Below are 19,338 nucleotides of genomic sequence, written 5' to 3' on the forward strand. Positions count from 1 at the left end.
GGGGTCTTCGCATTTCTCGACCCTTCCATGCGCACCCGCCCTCTTCTTCACCTGGGCGCCCTGGGCCTGCTGTTCCTCGCAGGCGCGGCGGGCGCCCAGAACCTGTACCGCTCGGTGGACGCCCACGGCCGGGTGACCTATTCGGACCGCCCGCCTGCCGCCGGCAGCGCGCCGCCATCCAGTAGCACGGGCGCGGCAGGCCACGGCGCAGCAGGCGCAGCCGCAGCGGCAGCGACGGGCGCCCTGCCCTATGCCCTGCGCCAGACCGTGCAGCGCTACCCCGTCACGCTGTACACGAAGAACGATTGCGAGCCCTGCGCGGCCGGCCGCACGCTGCTGCAGACGCGCGGCATCCCTTTTGAAGAACGCACCGTGGGCACGCCGCAGGACGCCGCAGCGCTCGAACGCCTGAGCGGCCAGAACGCGCTGCCCCTGCTGACCGTGGGCAGCCAGCAGCTCAAGGGCTTCTCGGACGGAGAATGGTCGCGCTACCTGGATGCGGCCGGCTACGCGCCCAGCATCCAGTTGCCGGCGGGCTACCGCAACCCGCCCGCCCAGCCGCTGGTGGCCGTGAGCCCGGCCGTGCCGGCGGCATCCGCCGCACCTGCGCCGCCGGCTGCGCGCACACTGAGTGCCCCACCGCCGCCACCGCCCGGTACGCCGACCCCCGACAACCCGGCGGGCATCCGTTTCTAAGCGCGGCCCGCACTCCCCTGTTCAGCGCGCGACCGCCGCTGCGCCCGCGCGCGCTCAGGCGTACTTGAGCGTCTGCACGCCCTCGGGCGTGGCAAGCAGGCAGACCTGCGCCTTCTGGTGCGCGAACACGCCCACCGTGACCACGCCGGGCCACTGGTTCACTTCCGTTTCGAAGGCCAGCGGATCGGTGATGCGCAAGCCGCGCACGTCCAGGATGTGCTGGCCGTTGTCGGTCACCAGCGGCGCGCCGTCCTTCATGCGCAGCGCGGCCTGGCCGCCCTTCGCCGCGAACTGGCGCACCAGGCGCTGGGCGGCCATCGGGATCACCTCGACCGGCACCGGGAAGGCGCCCAGCGCATGCACCCGCTTGGACACATCGGCGATGCAGACGAAGCTGCGCGACTGCGCCGCCACGATCTTCTCGCGCGTGAGCGCCGCACCGCCGCCCTTGACCATGTGGCCCTGGCCATCGATCTCGTCGGCGCCGTCGATGTAGACGGCGAGTTCGTCCACCGCGTTGCTGTCGAAAACGGGAATGCCCAGCGCCTGCAGGCGCTCGGTGGAGGCGACGGAGCTGGACACCGCGCCGCGGATCTGGTCCTTGATCGTGGCGAGGGCGTCGATGAACTTGTTGACCGTGGAGCCCGTGCCCACGCCCACGATTTCGCCGCGCACCACGTAATCCAGCGCCGCGCGGCCCACGAGGGTCTTGAGTTCATCCTGGGTCATCGGGGCGCTCGTCATCGGGGAGAATCCTGGGTTCGTCTGAAGAAGCCGCGAATTATCCGATGCCCATTCCCTTCCCCGGTCTTTCCGGCCTCTATGGTCTGGCACGGCCCCTGCTTTTCAGCATGGACGCCGAGGCCGCGCACGAGCTGACCCTGGACAACCTGGCCCGCACGCAGCACACGCCGCTGGCCTGCCTCTATGCAGCCGCGCGCGTGGACGACCCCGTCACGCTGGCGGGCCTGCACTTTCCCAACCGGGTGGGCCTGGCCGCGGGGCTGGACAAGAACGCCCGCTGCATCGATGCCTTCTGCGCCATGGGTTTCGGCTTCGTCGAGGTCGGCACGGTCACGCCGCGCGCCCAGCCCGGCAACCCCCGGCCGCGCATGTTCCGCCTGCCGGCGGCCGACGCGCTGATCAACCGCCTGGGCTTCAACAATGAAGGCCTGGACGCCTTCGTGGCCAATGTGCAGCGTGCGCGCTTCCGGCAACAGGCACAGGCCCGCGGGCGGGCGCCCATGCTGCTGGGCCTGAACATCGGCAAGAATGCCGACACGCCCATCGAGCGTGCGGTGGACGACTACCGGCTCGGCCTGCGCGGCGTGTATCCGCATGCCGACTATGTGACGATCAACATCTCCAGCCCCAACACGGCCAACCTGCGCAGCCTGCAAAGCGATGCCGCGCTGGACGCCCTGCTCGGCGCGCTCAAGGAAGAGCATGCGCGCCTGGCGCAGTCGCAGGAGCGGCACGTGCCCATGTTCCTCAAGATCGCGCCGGACCTGGACGCCACCCAGGTGGACGTGATCGCCGCCACACTGCGGCGGCAAGGCCTGGACGGCGTGATCGCCACCAACACCACGCTCGCGCGCGACGCGGTGGCGGGCCTGCCGCATGCGCAGGAGGCGGGCGGCCTGTCGGGCGCGCCCGTGCGCGAGGGCAGCAACCGCGTGATCGCGCAGTTGCGCACGGCGCTGGGCCCGGACTTTCCCATCATCGGCGTGGGCGGCATCCTGAGCGCAGCGGATGCCCTGGCCAAGCGCGAAGCCGGGGCCGACGTGGTGCAGGTCTACACCGGCCTGATCTACCGCGGCCCGGCGCTGGTGACACAGGCGGCTCGCGCCCTGGCGTACGGCCGCTGAGCCCCGGCTTCCGTCACGCCTGAAAGATGGTCCCTCGCTCCCCCGCTGCGCGAGGTCGGTGGCCCTCCGGGGGAGCGCTTGTCATCTGGGGGCGGCCCGGCGGTGAAGAACCGGCGCAGGAAGCGCCGGTTCTTGTTTCCGGCCGGCCGTCGGCCGGCTGCCCGGTGCGCCTGCGGCGCTCAGCGCAACTTCCACAGAATGGGCAGGGCCCATCCGGCCACCCGCAGCAGGCGCCGCGGACCGATGGCGGCCAGGGCCACGGCCGCAGCCGCGCCTGCAGCCATGGGGTGCTCGCGCGCCAGGCGCAAGGCCTTTTCCGAGGTGCTCTCGGGCCGGGGCGCTTCGTCGGCCACGGCCTCCATGCGCTCCTGCAGGGCCAGCCGGCGGCGCTGGCGTTCGATGCGGTCCACCAGTTCCTGCCGCGTGGCCGGGCGCACCTTCGGCGGCCTGTCCTCGTCGCCGAAGCGCTGCTCCAGCCAGTCGCGGTCGCGTGCGAGTTCGTCGCGCGCCACCGCCACCGTGGGCGGCGTGTCCTGGATGGTCGCCAGCAGCGCCCACAGCGCCCCACCCCACAGCACCAGCCAGGCCAGGGCCACGGCCCAGGCCGCGGTCGCGCGGTAGGACGTGTCCCAGAACTGGACGATGACGGCCACCGACAGCAGCGCCGTCATCATGAAGGTCAGGCCCACCAGCGCCAGCAGCAGCAGCAGCAGGCGGCGCAGGCGCAGCTTTTCCTCGTCCCAGGCCATGCGCAGCAGCTGCACACGGTCCTCGGCGGCCATCACGCCTTCGCCCAGCACTTCGCGTGCATGCGCGATGCGGCGCTCGATGCCGAGCAATGCCAGCAACTGCTTCATGGGCGCCTCCACGGCGCCGCGCCCTCGACGCTCGGTTGTCGTGCCATCCGCACCGGGCTTCAGCGGCGGCTGCCCAGCACCAGGCCCACGAGCACGCCCACGGCCAGGGCGGCGCCGGCGATCTGCCAGGGTTCGTCGTGCGCGTACACGTTGGCGGTATGCGCGGCATCCTTGGCCTTCCGGGCGGCCAGGCGGCTCTTCTCGGCCGCCAGCGCACGCACCACGGTCATCTTGGATTCAACGCGCTGTTTGAGCTTGCGGACTTCTTCCTTGGATGCCAGTTCGGTGTCGGACAGCACGTTCTTGACGTCTTGCGCCAGGTCTTCGACCACGGCATTGGCACGCGCTTCGAGATTGTTGGATGCGGACATGGAAGAACCTTCCCCTCAGTGAATTCCAGACATCGGCCCCATGCCGACGATGAGCACGCCTGCAAACGGCGTGCCGGCCATGTTACCCCCAGCGCCCGGGGCCACGGCCCATGCCCTAGCGTTCACGATGGAGTAAGGCCGTGACATGGTCCGCGATGGCCAGGCTGCTGGTGAGCCCGGGCGACTCGATGCCGAAGAGATTGACGAGACCCTGCACGCCATGCTCCTGTGGCCCCTGGATCAGGAAGTCGGCCGCGGCCTCGCCCGGGCCGCTGATCTTCGGCCGCATGCCCGCATAGCCCGGCATCAGCGCGCCATCGGCCAGCGCGGGCCAGTAGCGGCGCACCTCGGCATAGAAGGCCTGGCCCCGCGCGGGGTCCACCTCCAGGTCGGCGGGCGATTCCACCCATTGCACGTCGGGCCCGAACTTCGCCTGCCCGCCCAGGTCCAGCGTCAGGTGCACGCCCAGGCCCGCGGCTTCGGGCACGGGATAGATGAGCCGGCTGAACGGCGCGCGCCCCGACAGCACGAAGTAGTTGCCCTTCGCCCAGTGAGCTACAGGCACGTGTTCGGGCCCCAGGCCCGCGAAGCGCCGCGCCAGGGCGGGCGCCTGCAGGCCGGCGGCATTGACGACGGTGCGGCACAGCCACTCGCCACCGTCTGCGGTCCTCAGCACGATGCCTTCGGGCCGGACCTGCGCGGCATCGACACCTGAGCGCAGCGCCAGCAGGCCGCCCGCGTGCTCCAGGTCGCCCTGCAGGCTCAGCATGAGCGCATGGCTGTCGATGATGCCCGTGCTGGGGGAATGCAATGCGGCCACGCAATGCAAGGCGGGCTCCATCGCTTTCGCTTGCGCGGCATCGATCAGCGCCAGGTCATGCACGCCGTTGGCCGCAGCCTTGGCCTGGATGCCCTGCAGCGCGGCCAGCTGCGCATCGCTGGTCGCGACGATCAGCTTGCCGCAGCGGCGGTGCGGCACGCCGCGCGCCTCGGCATAGGCATAGAGCTGGTCGCGCCCCTGGACGCAGAGACGCGCCTTCAACGACCCCTGGGGGTAGTAGATGCCGGCGTGGATGACTTCGCTGTTGCGCGAACTGGTGCCGGTGCCGATGGCGCCTTCGGACTCGAGCACGAGCACCTCGCGCCCCTGCAGGGCCAGCGCACGCCCCACGGCCAGCCCCACCACGCCCGCGCCTATGACCACGCAATCGATTTTTTCCATGCCGCGAGCTTAGCCGCAGCGCGCCACGCATCGCGGCCGACCCGACCAGGCCAAGCCAGGCCGAGCCAGAAGCGGACGCGAAAAAGCGAACGGCACCCGAAGGTGCCGTTCGCTTGGAATTGGTGGGCGATAGTGGGATCGAACCACTGACCCCTGCAGTGTGAATGCAGTGCTCTACCCCTGAGCTAATCGCCCGAAGAAGCCGCCGGGTGCTGCGTCTTCCCGTCTTCGCCAGCAGTGCTGAGCGAAGACTTAAATTATGCCACAGTTTTTTCCTCGTACGCACGAAAGATCGTTTTTCCGCCGCTGGCCTTGTCCAGCTCGCCCAGCACCTGCGCATGCGCGCTCAACTCGTCGTCGGAGGCGAGCAGCACGGGCAGCGTGAAGCCGCGCAGGTCGACCTGCTCCAGCACCATGCCGGGGGCCGGTTCGTCGCTGGCCACTTCGATCAGCAGCGCATCCTGGCCTCGGGTGAGGTGGATGTAGACATCCGCCAGCAGTTGCGCGTCGAGCTTGGCGCCGTGGAACGTGCGGTTGGACCGGTCCACGCCGAAGCGGTCGCACAGGCCGTCGAGCGAATTGCGCTTGCCCGGGTAGAGCTGCTTGGCCATCACCAGCGTGTCGATCACCTCGCCCACGTGGCTGCGCAGCGGCGGCAGGCCGGCGCGCTCCAGTTCCTTGTTGAGGAAACCGACGTCGAAGGGTGCGTTGTGGATGATGAGCTCTGCACCGCTCAGGTAGGCCACGATGTCCGGGGCCAGAGTCTCGAAGCGCGGCTTGTCGGCCAGGAACTCGGTGGTCAGGCCGTGCACCTTCAAGGCGTCTTCATGGCTCTCCCGGTCAGGATTGAAATACAGGTGCAGGTCGTTGCCCGTGAGCTTGCGGTTGAGCAGCTCCACGCAACCCAGCTCGATGATGCGGTCGCCGTTGTCGGCGGACAGGCCCGTGGTTTCGGTGTCGAGGACGATCTGGCGCGACATCCATGCTCCTTCAATGGCAGGCGGACAGCTCGAGCGCGAGGTGCACGCTCAGTGGTTTTCCTTGGCGTGGTTGATGGAGTACTTCGGAATCTCCACCGTCACGTCCTGCTGCGCCAGGATGGCCTGGCAGGACAGGCGCGATTGCGGCTCCAGGCCCCAGGCGCGGTCCAGCAGATCCTCTTCCTCCTCCTGCGCCTCGTTCAGCGAGGCATAGCCCTCGCGCACGATCACGTGGCAAGTGGTGCAGGCACAGCTCATGTCGCAGGCGTGCTCGATGTTGATCTTGTTGTCGAGCAGGGCTTCGCAGATGGACGTGCCGGCCGGCGCCGTGATCTCGGCGCCCTCCGGGCAGTACTCCGCGTGAGGAAGGATCTTGATGATGGGCATCGCGTGCTGGGTCGTTCCGTGTGGTTGTTCTAGAGGTCTAGGGTCTAGAGGGATTCGAGCTTGCGGCCGGCCAGTGCCCGAGCGATGCCGGCGTTCATGCGCTGAGCCGCGAAGGCTTCGGTGCCCTCGGCCAGCGCCTTCGTGGCGGCTTCCACCACTGCGGCATCGTCCGCGCTGCGCGCGGCTTCCAGCGCCGCCAGCAGTTCGTCGATGCGCGCGCGCTGCGCATCGTCGAGCAAGTGGCCATCGGCGGCCAGGGCGCTGCGCGTGGCCAGCAGCATGCGCTCGGCATCCACGCGTGCCTCGATCAGCGCCCGCGAGGCCATGTCCTGCTGCGCGGTCGAGAAACTCTCCTGCAGCATGGTGGCGATCTGCTCGTCCGACAGGCCATAGGAAGGCTTGACGGCCACGCTGGCCTCGACGCCGCTGGTCTGCTCCCTGGCACTGACCGACAGCAGCCCGTCGGCATCGACGGTGAAGCTCACGCGGATGCGCGCCGCGCCCGCGGCCATCGGGGGAATGCCGCGCAGCGTGAAGCGCGCCAGGCTGCGGCAATCGGCCACCAGGTCGCGTTCGCCTTGCACCACGTGCAGCGCCAGCGCGGTCTGGCCGTCCTGGTAGGTGGTGAAGTCCTGGGCCATGGCCGTGGGCAGCGTGGTGTTGCGCGGCACGATGCGCTCCACCAGCCCGCCCATGGTCTCGATGCCCAGCGACAGCGGAATCACGTCCAGCAGCAGCAGATCGCCATGGCTGTCGTTGCCGGCCAACTGGTTGGCCTGGATGGCCGCCCCCAGTGCCACCACCTCGTCGGGGTTGAGGTCGATGAGCGGCGGGCGACCGAAGAAGCGCTCCACCGCCGCGCGCACCTGCGGCATGCGCGTGGCCCCGCCCACGAGCACGATGCCCTGCAGATCGGCCGCCTTCAGATCCGCGTCGCGCAAGGCCTTGCGCACGCCGGCAAGCGTCCGCTCCGTGAGGGCCTGCGTGGCCGCTTCGAACTGCTCGCGAGTCAGCACGAGGCGGCACGGGCCGCCAGACAACTCGGCCGAGAAGGTGGTTTGCGATGCCTCGGTGAGCGCCTCCTTGGCGGCGCGCGCCGCCGTCAGCAGCGCGCTGCGGTCGCCCGCGCTGGCCGGCACCACGCCGGTCTGCGCCAGCACATGGGCCAGCAGCGCATGGTCGTAGTCGTCGCCGCCCAGCGCCGAATCGCCGCCGGTGGCGATCACCTCGAACACGCCCTGCGTCAGGCGCAGGATGGACACGTCGAAGGTGCCCCCGCCCAGGTCGTACACGGCGTAGACGCCCTCGGCCGCGTTGTCCAGGCCGTAGGCGATGGCCGCTGCCGTGGGTTCGCTGATCAGGCGCAGCACGTTCAGGCCCGCCAGCTGCGCGGCGTCCTTGGTCGCCTGGCGCTGGCCTTCGTCGAAGTAGGCTGGCACGGTGATCACCGCGCCGTAGAGCTCGCCGTCGAAGGTGTCTTCGGCGCGGTAGCGCAGCGTGGCCAGGATCTCTGCGCTCACTTCCACCGGCGACTTCGGGCCCGCCGCGGTCTGCACCCGCACCATGCCGCCTTCGTCCACCAGGGCGTAGGGCAGCGAGGCCGCATGGCCGATGTCCGCGAGGCCACGCCCCATGAGGCGTTTGACCGAGCTGATGGTGTTGGCCGGGTCCTGGGCGCCGGCCGCCTTGGCGGCCGCACCGATCTGCCGGCGTTGCCCGTCCAGGTAGCGCACCACCGAAGGCAGCAGCACTTCGCCCTGTTCGTCGGGCAGGCATTCGGCCACGCCGTTGCGCACGGCGGCCACCAGCGAATGCGTGGTGCCCAGGTCGATGCCGATGGCGATGCGGCGCTGGTGCGGATCGGGCGCCTGGCCGGGTTCTGAAATCTGAAGAAGTGCCATGAGAGAAAGAAAAGTCCGGCGCCGGAGTCCGGCGCGACGGCGAGACCTATTGTCCCAAGCGATCGGCGCGCTGGCCGAGCTCGTGCACAAAGCGCTCGATGAACATCAGGGCTCTGACCTGCGCGACCGCTGCCGGCCAGTCGCCTTTCTCGTCGATCAGCCAGTCCAGCGAGGACAGTGCGCGGGCGCGGGCGGCGTCCACCTGTTCCTGCAGCGCATCGAGCGCCGGCAGGTCGGCCGCATCGTCGAGCGCCTCGCGCCATTCCATCTGCTGCATCAGGAACTCGGCCGGCATGGCGGTGTTGTTCTCGGCTTCGATGGGCGCACCGTGCAGCTCGCACAGGTAGGCGGCTCGCTTGAGCGGGTCCTTGAGGCGCTGGTAGGCCTCGTTGATGCGCACCGACCACTGCATGGCCAGGCGCTGCGCGGCACTGCCTTGCGAGGCGAAGCGGTCCGGATGCACCTCGCGCTGAAGCTGCTTCCAGCGCGCGTCGAGCTGCGCGCGGTCCTGCGCGAAGGTGGGCGGTACCGCGAAGAGTTCGAAATCAGTGTCCTGCAGATTCATGGCGGGTACATGCTCGGGCGCCGAAACGGCACAGACAGAAAAAAGCCGCCTTCGGTGGCGGCTCGGCGGCGACGGCCTGAAACGCCAGGCCCGGCCCGTCGGCAGCGCAGGACTGCGCAATGGCGCCCGGGTCCGGCCCCGTGCATGGGCTCAGATGCGAAAGCTCTCGCCGCAACCGCAGCGGTCACGCTCGTTGGGGTTGTTGAAGCGGAAGCCCTCGTTGAGCCCTTCGCGCACGAAATCCAGCTGCGTGCCGTCCAGGTAGGCCAGGCTCTTGGGATCGATCAGCACTTTCACGCCATGGTCTTCGAACACCACGTCCTCGGGGGACGGCTCGTCCACGTACTCCAGTTTGTAGGCCAGGCCGGAGCAGCCCGTGGTCTTCACGCCCAGCCGCACTCCCACACCCTTGCCGCGCTTGGCAAGGTAGCGGTTCACATGGCGGGCAGCGGCTTCGGTCAGAGTGACGGACATGGCAACAGCAAGCAAGCAGGCGTTCGCGGAAGGATCAGTGGACGGAGCTTTCTTCGGCCTTGGCGCCGTGCTTGGCCTTGTAGTCGCTCACGGCCGCCTTGATGGCGTCCTCGGCCAGGATGGAGCAGTGGATCTTCACGGGCGGCAAGGCCAGCTCCTCGGCGATCTGCGCGTTCTTCAGCGCGGCCGCCTCGTCCAGCGTCTTGCCCTTGACCCACTCGGTCACCAGCGAGGACGAGGCAATCGCCGAGCCGCAGCCATAGGTCTTGAAGCGCGCGTCTTCGATGACGCCAGTCTCGGGGTTGACCTTGATCTGCAGCTTCATCACGTCGCCGCAGGCCGGTGCGCCGACCATGCCGGTGCCCACCGTCTCGTCGCCCTTGTCGAAGGAGCCGACGTTGCGCGGGTTTTCGTAGTGGTCGATGACCTTGGAGGAGTAAGCCATGGGGAACCTCTCTCTTGCTTCTATGCGTTCAACAAAGGGCGCGCGTCAGTGCGCGGCCCACTGGATGGTGCTCAGGTCCACGCCGTCCTGGAACATTTCCCAGAGCGGGCTGAGTTCGCGCAGCTTCACCACGTTGTGCTTGATGGTGGCGATCGCGTAGTCGATCTCTTCCTCGGTCGTGAACCGGCCGATGGTCATGCGCAGGCTGCTGTGGGCCAGCTCGTCGCTGCGGCCCAGGGCGCGCAGCACGTAGCTGGGCTCCAGGCTGGCGGAGGTGCAGGCCGACCCGCTGGATACGGCCAGGCCCTTGATGCCCATGATGAGCGACTCGCCCTCGACGAAGTTGAAGCTCATGTTCAGGTTGTGCGGCACCCGGCGCTCGAGGTCACCGTTGACGAAGACCTGTTCCACGTCCTTGAGGCCGTCGAGCAGGCGCTGGTGCAATGCGCGCGCCTTGGCCAGGTCCTGCGCCATTTCTTCCTTCGCGATGCGAAAGGCCTCGCCCATGCCCACGATTTGGTGCGTGGGCAGCGTGCCCGAGCGCATGCCGCGCTCGTGGCCGCCGCCGTGCATCTGGGCCTCCAGGCGCACACGGGGCTTGCGGCGCACGTACAACGCGCCGATGCCCTTGGGACCGTAGGTCTTGTGCGAGGCCAGGCTCATCAGGTCGATGGGCAGCGCGGCCAGGTTGATCTCGACCTTGCCCGTGGCCTGCGCCGCGTCCACATGGAAGATCACGCCCTTCTCGCGGCAGAGGGTGCCCAGCGCCACCATGTCCTGGATCACGCCGATCTCGTTGTTCACGAACATCACGCTGGCCAGGATGGTGTCGGGACGGATGGCGGCCTTGAACACGTCCAGGTCCAGCAGGCCATTTTCCTGGACGTCGAGGTAGGTCACCTCGAAGCCCTGGCGTTCCAGTTCACGCATGGTGTCCAGCACGGCCTTGTGCTCGGTCTTCACCGTGATCAGGTGCTTGCCCTTGCCCTTGTAGAAATGGGCGGCACCCTTGATGGCCAGGTTGTTGGACTCGGTCGCGCCCGAGGTCCAGATGATCTCGCGCGGATCGGCGCCGATCAGGTCGGCTACCTGCGTGCGGGCGCGCTCCACCGCCTCTTCCGCCTCCCAGCCCCAGGCGTGGCTGCGCGATGCCGGGTTGCCGAAGTGCTCGCGCAACCAGGGAATCATGGCGTCGACCACGCGCGGGTCCACCGGCGTGGTGGCGCCGTAGTCGAGGTAGATCGGGAAATGAGGCGTGGCGTCCATGGCTGTCACTTTTTTCTGGCCGGCAATGCGGCCGGCATTCTTGCTGCGTGGGTTCGTTCGATCGGCAGGCGCCGCAGCGCCCGCCCTGCGTGAAGTCGACGCAAAGTCGACGAAAGCGTGGGGCGCCTCAGGACTTCGCGAACGCGTTGCCCAGGGCGAACACCGAGTTCGGCGCATTCACGCGGATGGGCTTGACCACCGGCTGGCTGGAAATGGCGCGCTTGACGGCGGGCTTGTTCTCGACCTGGACGCCCTTGGCGATCTGGTCGTCCACCAGCTTCTGCAGCGTCACGGAGTCCAGGAACTCGACCATTTTCTGATTGAGCGAAGCCCACAGTTCGTGCGTCATGCAACGACCCTGTTCGCCTAGACAGTTTTCCTTGCCGCCGCATTGGGTGGCGTCGATGGGTTCGTCGACCGACACGATGATGTCGGCGACGGTGATGTCGGCTGCCTTGCGGCCCAGCGAGTAGCCGCCGCCCGGTCCGCGGGTGGATTCGACCAGTTCATGGCGGCGCAGCTTGCCGAACAGCTGCTCCAGGTACGACAGCGAAATCTGCTGGCGCTGGCTGATGGCGGCCAGGGTGACCGGCCCCGTGTTCTGGCGCAGGGCCAGATCGATCATGGCGGTCACGGCGAAACGGCCTTTGGTGGTGAGACGCATCGTTGGCTCCTTTGGCTCGGGCGGATCGTGAAGACGGCACCCGCCGCGGCAGATGCCCCGACAGGCGCCCGCAGCAGCCTGCGGGAACCGCGGCGGCTGCCCGGTTCATCGCGGGCGCTCTATTTGTCGAGTGTTTCGCTCAAGTATAACAGAACCCACGCGATTTGCTCGGGTTGACCCGGGGGAACGGCGATTTCGGGTTAGAGCGCGACGATGTTGTCGCCGCCAGCCGCGCCGAACGCCTGCTCGCGCAGCAGCGCCAGCTGGTCGCGCACACGTGCCGCCTTCTCGAATTCCAGGTTGCGCGCGTGTTCCAGCATCTGCTTTTCCAGGCGCTTGATCTCCTTGGCGATGTCCTTTTCGGACATGTCCTCGACCTTGGCGCGTGCCATTTCGCGCTCGGTCGCTTCCTTGCCGCTCTTCTCGCTGTAAACGCCATCGATCAGCTCCTTGACCTGCTTGACGATGCTGCGCGGCGTGATGCCGTTCGCCTCGTTGAAGGCAATCTGCCTGGCGCGCCGGCGCTCGGTCTCGTCGATGGCCTTCTTCATCGAGGCCGTCATGCTGTCAGCGTAGAGGATGGCCTTGCCGTGCAGGTTGCGCGCCGCGCGGCCGATGGTCTGGATCAGGCTGCGCTCGGCGCGCAGGAAGCCTTCCTTGTCGGCGTCGAGGATGGCCACCAGCGACACCTCGGGGATGTCCAGGCCCTCGCGCAGCAGGTTGATGCCCACCAGCACGTCGAAGGTGCCCAGCCGCAGGTCGCGCAGGATCTCCACCCGCTCCACGGTATCGATGTCGCTGTGCAGGTAACGCACCTTCACGCCGTTGTCGCCCAGGTAGTCGGTGAGCTGCTCGGCCATGCGCTTGGTCAGCGTGGTGATGAGCACGCGCTCGTTCTTCTCGACGCGGATGCGGATCTCCTGCAGCACGTCGTCGACCTGGTGGGTGGCCGGACGGACCTCGACCTCGGGATCGATCAGGCCGGTCGGCCGCACCACCTGTTCCACCACCTGGCCCGTGTGCGTCTTTTCGTATTCGGCCGGCGTGGCCGAGACGAAGATGCACTGGCGCATGCGCCGCTCGAATTCCTCGAACTTCAGCGGCCGGTTGTCCAGCGCCGAGGGCAGCCGGAAGCCGTACTCCACCAGCGTGGTCTTGCGCGCGCGGTCGCCGTTGTACATGGCCCCCAGCTGGCCGATCATCTGGTGGCTTTCATCCAGGAACATGATCGCGTCCTTGGGCAGGTAGTCGGTCAGCGTGGGCGGCGGATCGCCCGGCGCCGCGCCCGACAGGTGGCGCGTGTAGTTCTCGATGCCCTTGCAATGGCCGATCTCGGCCAGCATCTCCAGGTCGAAGCGGGTGCGCTGTTCGAGGCGCTGCGCCTCCACCAGCTTGCCGGCCCCGACCAGCTCCTTGAGGCGGTCGGCCAGTTCGGCCTTGATCGTGTCGACCGCGCGCAGCGTCTTGTCGCGCGGCGTCACGTAGTGGCTCGAGGGATAGACCGTGAAGCGCGGCACCTTCTGGCGGATGCGGCCCGTGAGCGGGTCGAACAGCGACAGCGTCTCGATCTCGTCGTCGAAAAGCTCGATGCGGATCGCCAGCTCGCTGTGCTCGGCCGGGAACACGTCGATGGTGTCGCCGCGCACGCGGAAGGTGCCGCGCGCGAAGTCCTGCTCGTTGCGCGTGTACTGCATGCGGATCAGCCGGCCGATCAGGTCGCGCTGGCCGATCTCGTCGCCCACCCGCATGATCAGCCGCATCTGCATGTAGTCCTCGGGCGTGCCGATGCCGTAGATCGCGCTCACCGTGGCCACGATCACCACGTCGCGCCGCTCCAGCACGCTCTTGGTGGCGCTCAGCCGCATCTGCTCGATGTGCTCGTTGATCGAGCTGTCCTTCTCGATGAACAGGTCGCGCTGCGGCACGTAGGCCTCGGGCTGGTAGTAGTCGTAGTAGCTGACGAAGTACTCCACCGCGTTCTTCGGGAAGAACTCGCGGAACTCGCTGTACAGCTGCGCCGCCAGCGTCTTGTTGGGCGCGAACACGATGGCCGGCCGGCCCAGCCGCGCGATCACGTTGGCCATGGTGTAGGTCTTGCCCGAGCCGGTCACGCCCAGCAGGGTCTGGAACACTTCGCCATCGTTCACGCCGTCCACCAGCTGCGCGATGGCCGTGGGCTGGTCGCCGGCCGGCGGATAGGGCTGGAAGAGCTGGAAGGGCGAGTCCGGGAAGCTCACGAAGCGGCCCTCGCGGGCGGCTTCGGCGGGGGAAACGGCAGGTTCGGTCACGGCGGTGGGTCCTGAAACGGTGCGCGGCGCGCAAGGTGCACCCGGCAGGTGCGATGCATCGCCGTAAAATTCAAGCCAATCCGCCAGCCTAACGCAGCCAGGCGGCAGACCCAAGCCCCGGTTCGACCTGTCCGGGCATCACCCTCCGAAGGACGCTTTCCAAATGTCTCTGTTCACCGCCGTCGAAATGGCGCCGCGCGACCCGATCCTGGGTCTCAACGAACAATTTGCCGCCGACACCAACCCCCACAAGGTCAACCTGGGCGTGGGCGTGTACTACGACGACAACGGCAAGCTGCCGCTGCTGGAATGCGTGAAGAAGGCCGAAGCCGACATGATGGCGGCGCCCAGCGCCCGCGGCTATCTGCCGATCGACGGCATCGCCGCCTATGACGCGGCAGTGAAGTCGCTGGTCTTCGGCGCCGACAGCGAGCCCGTGAAGTCCGGCCGCGTGGCCACCGTGCAGGGCCTGGGCGGCACTGGGGGCCTGAAGATCGGCGCCGACTTCCTCAAGAAGCTGAGCCCGAACGCCAAGGTGCTGATCAGCGATCCGAGCTGGGAAAACCACCGCGCCCTGTTCACCCAGGCGGGATTCACGGTCGAAACGCATCCCTACTACGACGCGGCCAAGCGCGGCGTGAACTTCGAGGGCATGCTGGCCGCGCTGAAGGCCGCGCCGGCCGGCACCATCGTCGTGCTGCACGCCTGCTGCCACAACCCCACCGGCTACGACATCACCCCCGAGCAGTGGGACCAGGTGATCGCCGCCGTCAAGGAAGCCCAGCTCACGCCCTTCCTCGACATGGCCTACCAGGGCTTCGGCAACGGCATCCAGGAAGACGGCGCCGTCATCGGCAAGTTCGTCGCTGCGGGCCTGACCTTCTTCGTCTCCACCTCCTTCTCCAAGAGCTTCAGCCTGTACGGCGAGCGCGTGGGCGCCCTGTCGGTGCTGTGCAACGACAAGGACGAGGCCGCGCGCGTGCTCTCGCAGCTCAAGATCATGATCCGCACCAACTACAGCAACCCGCCGACGCACGGCGGCGCCGTGGTGGCGGCCGTGCTGAACAACCCCGAGCTGCGCGCCCTGTGGGAGAAGGAGCTGGCCGAAATGCGCGTGCGCATCAAGGCCATGCGCCAGAAGCTGGTCGACGGTCTGAAGGCCGCCGGCGTGAAGCAGGACATGAGCTTCATCACCACGCAGATCGGCATGTTCAGCTACTCGGGCCTCACCAAGGAGCAGATGGTGCGCCTGCGCAACGAGTTCGGCGTGTATGGCACCGACACCGGCCGCATGTGCGTGGCGGCGCTCAACAGCAAGAACATCGACCACGTCTGCCAGAGCATCGCCAAGGTCGTCGGCTGACGCCTCGGCCCCGGGGAGCCCGCAGGCCCCCTCGGCGGTCCATCGGAGAGCCGGGCCGCGCGTGAGCGCCGGCCCGGCCTTTTTCATGGGGCGCCGAGTTCCGCGCCGGTCACGGCGCCCGAAGCCTGAACGAAGCGCACAGTCAGTGGCGCCGCCGCTGCGGCGCGCGCGTGCCGGCAGCATGAAAAAGCCCGCGGCACCTTGACGTGCCGCGGGCCCCTTTTGCTGCGCGCCGAGCGCCGCCGCAACTTACTTCTTGTAGGCCGCCACGCCGTCGGCGATTTCCTTGTGCGCGGCGTCGATGCCTTCCCAGCCCAGCACCTTGACCCACTTGCCGGCCTCCAGGTCCTTGTAGTGCTCGAAGAAGTGGCTGATGGCCTTCAGGCGCATCGGGTTCACGTCTTCCACGCTCTTCCAGTGGCTGTAGATGGGCAGGATCTTGTCGGTGGGCACGGCCAGCACCTTGCCGTCGACGCCGGCTTCGTCTTCCATCTTCAGGATGCCCAGTGCGCGGCAGGTCACGACCACGCCCGGCAGCAGCGGATAGGGCGTTACGACCAGCACGTCCACCGGGTCGCCGTCGCCCGACAGGGTCTGCGGCACGTAGCCGTAGTTGGTCGGGTAGTACATGGCGGTGGTCATGAAGCGGTCCACGAAGATGGCGCCGGATTCCTTGTCCACTTCGTACTTGATCGGGTCCGCGTTCATCGGGATCTCGATGACCACGTTGAATTCTTCGGGGACTTTCTTGCCGGGGGAGACTTTGTCGAAGGACATGTGTTGTCTTTGGTTGGAGTGGGCGGACGCCCCGGATGGGGACAAACCCGGAGTTTAGCGAGCGCCGGCCCCCGGCTGGCTGACAGCGCACACGACTTGCCTGTAAATTGGACGCGTTGGCCAATCGTCACCTGACCGGGTGCACCGAGGAAGCAACGCGGCGGCAGCATCGGCCCCTCGCGTTGCAGGGTTGCAGCGCAACGCGTGATCCGGCCCGGCGCTGGCGTCTCCATCACAACAACTGGAGACCTTCGGCATGACAGGCAACACCCCTCTGGTCCTCGCCCTCGTCTGCGGCCTCGTGGCCGTGGCCTACGGCATCTGGGCGCGCAGCTGGATCCTTTCCAAAGACCCCGGCAACGCGCGCATGCAGGAAATCGCCGCCGCCATCCAGGCCGGCGCCTCGGCCTACCTGGCCAAGCAGTACCGCACCATCGGCATCGTCGGCCTGGTGCTGGCCGTGCTCATCGGCCTCTTCCTCGACCTTCGCACGGCCATCGGTTTCGTCGTCGGCGCCGTGCTGTCGGGGGCCTGCGGCTTCATCGGCATGAACGTCTCGGTGCGGGCGAACGTGCGCACGGCGCAGGCCGCCACGCAGGGCATCGGGCCTGCGCTGGACGTCGCCTTCCGCGGCGGCGCCATCACGGGCATGCTGGTGGTCGGGCTGGGGCTGCTCGGCGTGGCGGGCTTCTACGGGTTCCTGGGCGGCACGGCGGCCACCAGCGCGCAGGCGCTCAACCCGCTGATCGGCTTCGCTTTCGGCTCCTCGCTGATTTCCATCTTCGCGCGCCTGGGCGGCGGCATCTTCACCAAGGGCGCCGACGTGGGCGCCGACCTGGTGGGCAAGGTCGAGGCGGGCATCCCCGAGGACGATCCGCGCAATCCCGCCGTGATCGCCGACAACGTGGGCGACAACGTGGGCGACTGCGCCGGCATGGCGGCCGACCTGTTCGAGACCTATGCCGTGACGCTGATCGCCACCATGGTGCTCGGGGCGCTGATGGTCACGGCCGCGCCCGTCAATGCCGTGCTCTATCCGCTGGCGCTGGGCGGCGTGTCCATCCTCGCGTCCATCATCGGCTGCTTCTTCGTCAAGGCCTCGCCGGGCATGACCAACGTGATGCCGGCGCTCTACAAAGGGCTGGCCGTGGCAGGCGTGCTGTCGCTCGTCGCCTTCTGGTTCGTGACCGCCTGGCTGATGCCCGACAACGCGCTGCGGCCCAGCGGCACGCAATTGCGGCTGTTCGGCGCCTGTTTCGTGGGCCTGGCCCTCACGGCCGCGCTGGTCTGGATCACCGAGTACTACACCGGCACGCAGTACAAGCCCGTGCAGCATGTGGCCCAGGCCTCGACCACCGGGCATGGCACCAACATCATCGCGGGCCTGGGCGTGTCGATGCGCTCCACGGCTTGGCCGGTGATCTTCGTGTGCATCGCCATCGTGGCCTCGTACACGCTGGCGGGCCTGTACGGCGTGGCCGTGGCTGCGACCTCCATGCTGTCCATGGCCGGCATCGTGGTCGCGCTGGATGCGTATGGCCCCATCACCGACAACGCCGGCGGCATCGCCGAGATGAGCGAGCTGCCGGCCGCGGTGCGCGACATCACCGACCCGCTGGACGCCGTGGGCAACACCACCAAGGCCGTGACCAAGGGCTACGCCATCGGCTCGGCCGGGCTGGCCGCGCTGGTGCTGTTCGCCGACTACACGCACAAGCTCGAAAGCTATGGCAGCGCCGTGCGCTTCGACCTCAGCGATCCGATGGTCATCGTCGGGCTGTTCATCGGCGGGCTGATCCCCTACCTCTTCGGTGCCATGGCGATGGAAGCCGTGGGCCGCGCCGCCGGCGCCGTGGTGGAGGAAGTGCGCCGCCAGTTCCGCGAGATCTCCGGCATCATGGAAGGCACGGCCAAGCCCGAGTACGGCAAGGCCGTGGGCATGCTGACCGGCGCCGCCATCAAGGAAATGATGATCCCCTCGCTGCTGCCGGTGCTGGTGCCCATCCTGGTGGGCTTCGTGCTGGGCCCCAAGGCGCTGGGCGGGCTGCTGATGGGCACCATCGTCACGGGCCTGTTCGTGGCCATCTCCATGTGCACCGGCGGCGGCGCCTGGGACAACGCCAAGAAGTACATCGAGGACGGCCACTTCGGCGGCAAGGGCAGCGAGACGCACAAGGCCGCCGTCACCGGCGACACCGTGGGCGACCCCTACAAGGACACCGCCGGCCCGGCCGTCAACCCGCTGATCAAGATCATCAACATCGTGGCGCTGCTGATCGTGCCGCTGGTGGTGCAATTCCATGGCGCGGCGCCGCGGGCGGCCGAAGCGCCGGCACTGCGGCGTGCGCCCGTGGCGCAAGCCGCATCGGCGCTGCCGGAGACCGCAGCCGCGCCGGCCCTCACGGCCGCAAGGTAGCGCCCAGCCAAAGGCCGGCGGCGCGCGGTCGCCGGACCTTCTTTCCACACGGGATTCTTCTGCGGAAAAGCACGGCCGCCCCGCAGGCGGCACCCTTCAGCTGAAGGTGCGCAGCACGGGCCGCTTCCGCTCCGGCGGCGCGGCCACGGCATCGCCGCCGCCGAGAGGGACGCTCGCCGTCAGCGGCGCGCCCGGCATGGTGTCGAAATCCGTGGCCGACTCGAAGCCGCGCGCAGGCTCGTGCGCATGCAGCATCGAGGACCAGCGGCGCGCATTCGATTCCGGCGGCTCGTCGTTGGTGAAGATGCCGTTGCGCAGGAAAAAGGTTTCGCCGTTCGGCCGCGTGTGGTGCAGCTCGATCAGGCGCGCGATCGGGAAGGTGTAGGTCACCAGCTTCTCGCGCGTGGCGCGCTTCTTGGCGCCGCAGTTGAAGAAGCCCTCGGTGGCCACGACGATGGACGAACCATCGACCACCGAGGCCACATCGCCCAGCCCATCGCAGCGCCAGATCGCCGACGGCATGCGCACGCGCACTTTGTCGATGACGAGGTCCCGGTGGCGGTTGAGGTTGTTCAGCGGCGGAACCAGTGAACGAAGCTGGTTGAGCCTTTCCGCGAAGGCATCGTCGAGCGTGAATTCGACGTGGTGGGCCGCATCTCCCGAACGGGAGATCACTTGCATGACGACCAGACGCGTTTGGTTCACGGTATCCCTTGAAGCAGAATTGCCGCATCCGCAGCAATCGTGTCCAACTGTATATCATGGCCGCTCCCGCGCGGTAGACAGCCATTAGTTCAC

The 19,338-nt window shown here is 68.1% G+C and carries 19 protein-coding genes and 1 tRNA gene; 4 read left to right on the forward strand and 16 right to left on the reverse strand.

What is annotated here, in order from left to right:
• The first annotated feature begins 27 nt into the window (after positions 1 to 27).
• A complete protein-coding gene (locus LG388_RS14835) occupies positions 28 to 696 on the forward strand; it encodes a glutaredoxin domain-containing protein (RefSeq protein WP_225783484.1) in 669 nt (222 codons plus the stop codon).
• Positions 697 to 750: 54 nt separating this feature from the next.
• On the opposite strand, the gene rpiA is transcribed toward LG388_RS14835, so the two are convergent.
• A complete protein-coding gene (rpiA, locus tag LG388_RS14840) occupies positions 751 to 1,440 on the reverse strand; it encodes a ribose-5-phosphate isomerase RpiA (protein ID WP_225783485.1) in 690 nt (229 codons plus the stop codon).
• Positions 1,441 to 1,484: 44 nt separating this feature from the next.
• On the opposite strand from rpiA, the gene LG388_RS14845 reads away from it, so the two are divergent.
• Entirely contained in the window at positions 1,485 to 2,564 is a 1,080-nt protein-coding gene (locus LG388_RS14845) for a quinone-dependent dihydroorotate dehydrogenase (RefSeq protein WP_225783486.1), read from the forward strand.
• Positions 2,565 to 2,743: 179 nt separating this feature from the next.
• Here LG388_RS14845 and LG388_RS14850 read toward each other — a convergent pair whose 3' ends face one another.
• From LG388_RS14850 to uvrB, 13 genes are all read right to left on the reverse strand, one after another.
• Positions 2,744 to 3,421 carry a phage holin family protein gene (locus tag LG388_RS14850; protein ID WP_225783487.1) on the reverse strand — a complete coding sequence of 226 codons (678 nt, stop codon included), beginning with the start codon at positions 3,419 to 3,421 and terminating at the stop codon, positions 2,744 to 2,746.
• A 59-nt stretch (positions 3,422 to 3,480) separates the two neighbouring features.
• Positions 3,481 to 3,792, reverse strand: a complete 312-nt coding sequence (locus tag LG388_RS14855) for a DUF883 domain-containing protein (RefSeq protein WP_225783488.1) — start codon at positions 3,790 to 3,792, stop codon at positions 3,481 to 3,483.
• Between the two features lie 115 nt (positions 3,793 to 3,907).
• Complete coding sequence (locus LG388_RS14860) at positions 3,908 to 5,014, reverse strand: NAD(P)/FAD-dependent oxidoreductase (RefSeq protein ID WP_225783489.1); 1,107 nt, start codon at positions 5,012 to 5,014, stop codon at positions 3,908 to 3,910.
• A gap of 120 nt (positions 5,015 to 5,134) precedes the next feature.
• A tRNA-Val gene (locus LG388_RS14865) sits at positions 5,135 to 5,209 on the reverse strand.
• A 62-nt stretch (positions 5,210 to 5,271) separates the two neighbouring features.
• Positions 5,272 to 5,994 carry a DNA polymerase III subunit epsilon gene (gene dnaQ, locus LG388_RS14870; protein WP_225783490.1) on the reverse strand — a complete coding sequence of 241 codons (723 nt, stop codon included), beginning with the start codon at positions 5,992 to 5,994 and terminating at the stop codon, positions 5,272 to 5,274.
• 48 nt (positions 5,995 to 6,042) lie between these two features.
• Entirely contained in the window at positions 6,043 to 6,381 is a 339-nt protein-coding gene (gene fdx / locus LG388_RS14875; RefSeq protein ID WP_225783491.1) for an ISC system 2Fe-2S type ferredoxin, read from the reverse strand.
• Between the two features lie 44 nt (positions 6,382 to 6,425).
• On the reverse strand, positions 6,426 to 8,282 hold the full coding sequence (gene hscA, locus LG388_RS14880) for a Fe-S protein assembly chaperone HscA (protein ID WP_225783492.1): 1,857 nt from the start codon (positions 8,280 to 8,282) through the stop codon (positions 6,426 to 6,428).
• 46 nt (positions 8,283 to 8,328) lie between these two features.
• A complete protein-coding gene (gene hscB / locus LG388_RS14885) occupies positions 8,329 to 8,847 on the reverse strand; it encodes a Fe-S protein assembly co-chaperone HscB (RefSeq protein ID WP_225783493.1) in 519 nt (172 codons plus the stop codon).
• Between the two features lie 150 nt (positions 8,848 to 8,997).
• Complete coding sequence (gene iscA / locus LG388_RS14890) at positions 8,998 to 9,321, reverse strand: iron-sulfur cluster assembly protein IscA (protein WP_225783494.1); 324 nt, start codon at positions 9,319 to 9,321, stop codon at positions 8,998 to 9,000.
• Positions 9,322 to 9,355: 34 nt separating this feature from the next.
• Positions 9,356 to 9,766, reverse strand: a complete 411-nt coding sequence (gene iscU, locus LG388_RS14895) for a Fe-S cluster assembly scaffold IscU (protein WP_225783495.1) — start codon at positions 9,764 to 9,766, stop codon at positions 9,356 to 9,358.
• A 45-nt stretch (positions 9,767 to 9,811) separates the two neighbouring features.
• Entirely contained in the window at positions 9,812 to 11,032 is a 1,221-nt protein-coding gene (locus LG388_RS14900; RefSeq protein WP_225783496.1) for an IscS subfamily cysteine desulfurase, read from the reverse strand.
• Between the two features lie 127 nt (positions 11,033 to 11,159).
• Positions 11,160 to 11,696, reverse strand: coding sequence for a Fe-S cluster assembly transcriptional regulator IscR (iscR, locus tag LG388_RS14905; protein ID WP_225783497.1), 537 nt, complete (start codon positions 11,694 to 11,696; stop codon positions 11,160 to 11,162).
• 200 nt (positions 11,697 to 11,896) lie between these two features.
• Positions 11,897 to 13,984 carry an excinuclease ABC subunit UvrB gene (gene uvrB / locus LG388_RS14910; RefSeq protein ID WP_304956850.1) on the reverse strand — a complete coding sequence of 696 codons (2,088 nt, stop codon included), beginning with the start codon at positions 13,982 to 13,984 and terminating at the stop codon, positions 11,897 to 11,899.
• Between the two features lie 163 nt (positions 13,985 to 14,147).
• Between uvrB and LG388_RS14915 the strand changes: the two genes are divergently transcribed.
• Entirely contained in the window at positions 14,148 to 15,347 is a 1,200-nt protein-coding gene (locus LG388_RS14915) for an amino acid aminotransferase (RefSeq protein ID WP_225783498.1), read from the forward strand.
• A gap of 249 nt (positions 15,348 to 15,596) precedes the next feature.
• Here the strand turns inward: LG388_RS14915 and ppa are convergent, their stop codons facing one another.
• The gene (gene ppa / locus LG388_RS14920) at positions 15,597 to 16,124 is read right to left on the reverse strand and encodes an inorganic diphosphatase (protein ID WP_225783499.1); all 528 of its coding nucleotides are present in this window, start codon (positions 16,122 to 16,124) and stop codon (positions 15,597 to 15,599) included.
• Positions 16,125 to 16,380: 256 nt separating this feature from the next.
• Here ppa and LG388_RS14925 point away from each other — a divergent pair, with 256 nt between their 5' ends.
• The gene (locus LG388_RS14925; protein ID WP_225783500.1) at positions 16,381 to 18,540 is read left to right on the forward strand and encodes a sodium-translocating pyrophosphatase; all 2,160 of its coding nucleotides are present in this window, start codon (positions 16,381 to 16,383) and stop codon (positions 18,538 to 18,540) included.
• Between the two features lie 96 nt (positions 18,541 to 18,636).
• Here the strand turns inward: LG388_RS14925 and LG388_RS14930 are convergent, their stop codons facing one another.
• A complete protein-coding gene (locus tag LG388_RS14930) occupies positions 18,637 to 19,221 on the reverse strand; it encodes a hypothetical protein (RefSeq protein WP_225783501.1) in 585 nt (194 codons plus the stop codon).
• Positions 19,222 to 19,338: the final 117 nt, after the last annotated feature.

Source organism: Xenophilus sp. Marseille-Q4582 (assembly GCF_916700565.1).
GTDB lineage: Bacteria > Pseudomonadota > Gammaproteobacteria > Burkholderiales > Burkholderiaceae_C > Xenophilus.

Excerpts from the sequence above, each read along its gene's own strand:
- LG388_RS14925 (WP_225783500.1), top strand. The coding sequence starts at position 16,381 with ATGACAGGCAACACCCCTCTGGTCCTCGCCCTCGTCTGCGGCCTCGTG.
- LG388_RS14900 (WP_225783496.1), bottom strand. The coding sequence starts at position 11,032 with ATGGACGCCACGCCTCATTTCCCGATCTACCTCGACTACGGCGCCACC.
- iscA (WP_225783494.1), bottom strand. The coding sequence starts at position 9,321 with ATGTCCGTCACTCTGACCGAAGCCGCTGCCCGCCATGTGAACCGCTAC.
- LG388_RS14930 (WP_225783501.1), bottom strand. The coding sequence starts at position 19,221 with ATGCAAGTGATCTCCCGTTCGGGAGATGCGGCCCACCACGTCGAATTC.
- LG388_RS14850 (WP_225783487.1), bottom strand. The coding sequence starts at position 3,421 with ATGAAGCAGTTGCTGGCATTGCTCGGCATCGAGCGCCGCATCGCGCAT.
- hscA (WP_225783492.1), bottom strand. The coding sequence starts at position 8,282 with ATGGCACTTCTTCAGATTTCAGAACCCGGCCAGGCGCCCGATCCGCAC.
- LG388_RS14915 (WP_225783498.1), top strand. The coding sequence starts at position 14,148 with ATGTCTCTGTTCACCGCCGTCGAAATGGCGCCGCGCGACCCGATCCTG.
- LG388_RS14835 (WP_225783484.1), top strand. The coding sequence starts at position 28 with ATGCGCACCCGCCCTCTTCTTCACCTGGGCGCCCTGGGCCTGCTGTTC.
- fdx (WP_225783491.1), bottom strand. The coding sequence starts at position 6,381 with ATGCCCATCATCAAGATCCTTCCTCACGCGGAGTACTGCCCGGAGGGC.
- iscR (WP_225783497.1), bottom strand. The coding sequence starts at position 11,696 with ATGCGTCTCACCACCAAAGGCCGTTTCGCCGTGACCGCCATGATCGAT.
- LG388_RS14860 (WP_225783489.1), bottom strand. The coding sequence starts at position 5,014 with ATGGAAAAAATCGATTGCGTGGTCATAGGCGCGGGCGTGGTGGGGCTG.
- LG388_RS14855 (WP_225783488.1), bottom strand. The coding sequence starts at position 3,792 with ATGTCCGCATCCAACAATCTCGAAGCGCGTGCCAATGCCGTGGTCGAA.
- iscU (WP_225783495.1), bottom strand. The coding sequence starts at position 9,766 with ATGGCTTACTCCTCCAAGGTCATCGACCACTACGAAAACCCGCGCAAC.
- rpiA (WP_225783485.1), bottom strand. The coding sequence starts at position 1,440 with ATGACGAGCGCCCCGATGACCCAGGATGAACTCAAGACCCTCGTGGGC.
- dnaQ (WP_225783490.1), bottom strand. The coding sequence starts at position 5,994 with ATGTCGCGCCAGATCGTCCTCGACACCGAAACCACGGGCCTGTCCGCC.
- LG388_RS14845 (WP_225783486.1), top strand. The coding sequence starts at position 1,485 with ATGCCCATTCCCTTCCCCGGTCTTTCCGGCCTCTATGGTCTGGCACGG.
- ppa (WP_225783499.1), bottom strand. The coding sequence starts at position 16,124 with ATGTCCTTCGACAAAGTCTCCCCCGGCAAGAAAGTCCCCGAAGAATTC.
- hscB (WP_225783493.1), bottom strand. The coding sequence starts at position 8,847 with ATGAATCTGCAGGACACTGATTTCGAACTCTTCGCGGTACCGCCCACC.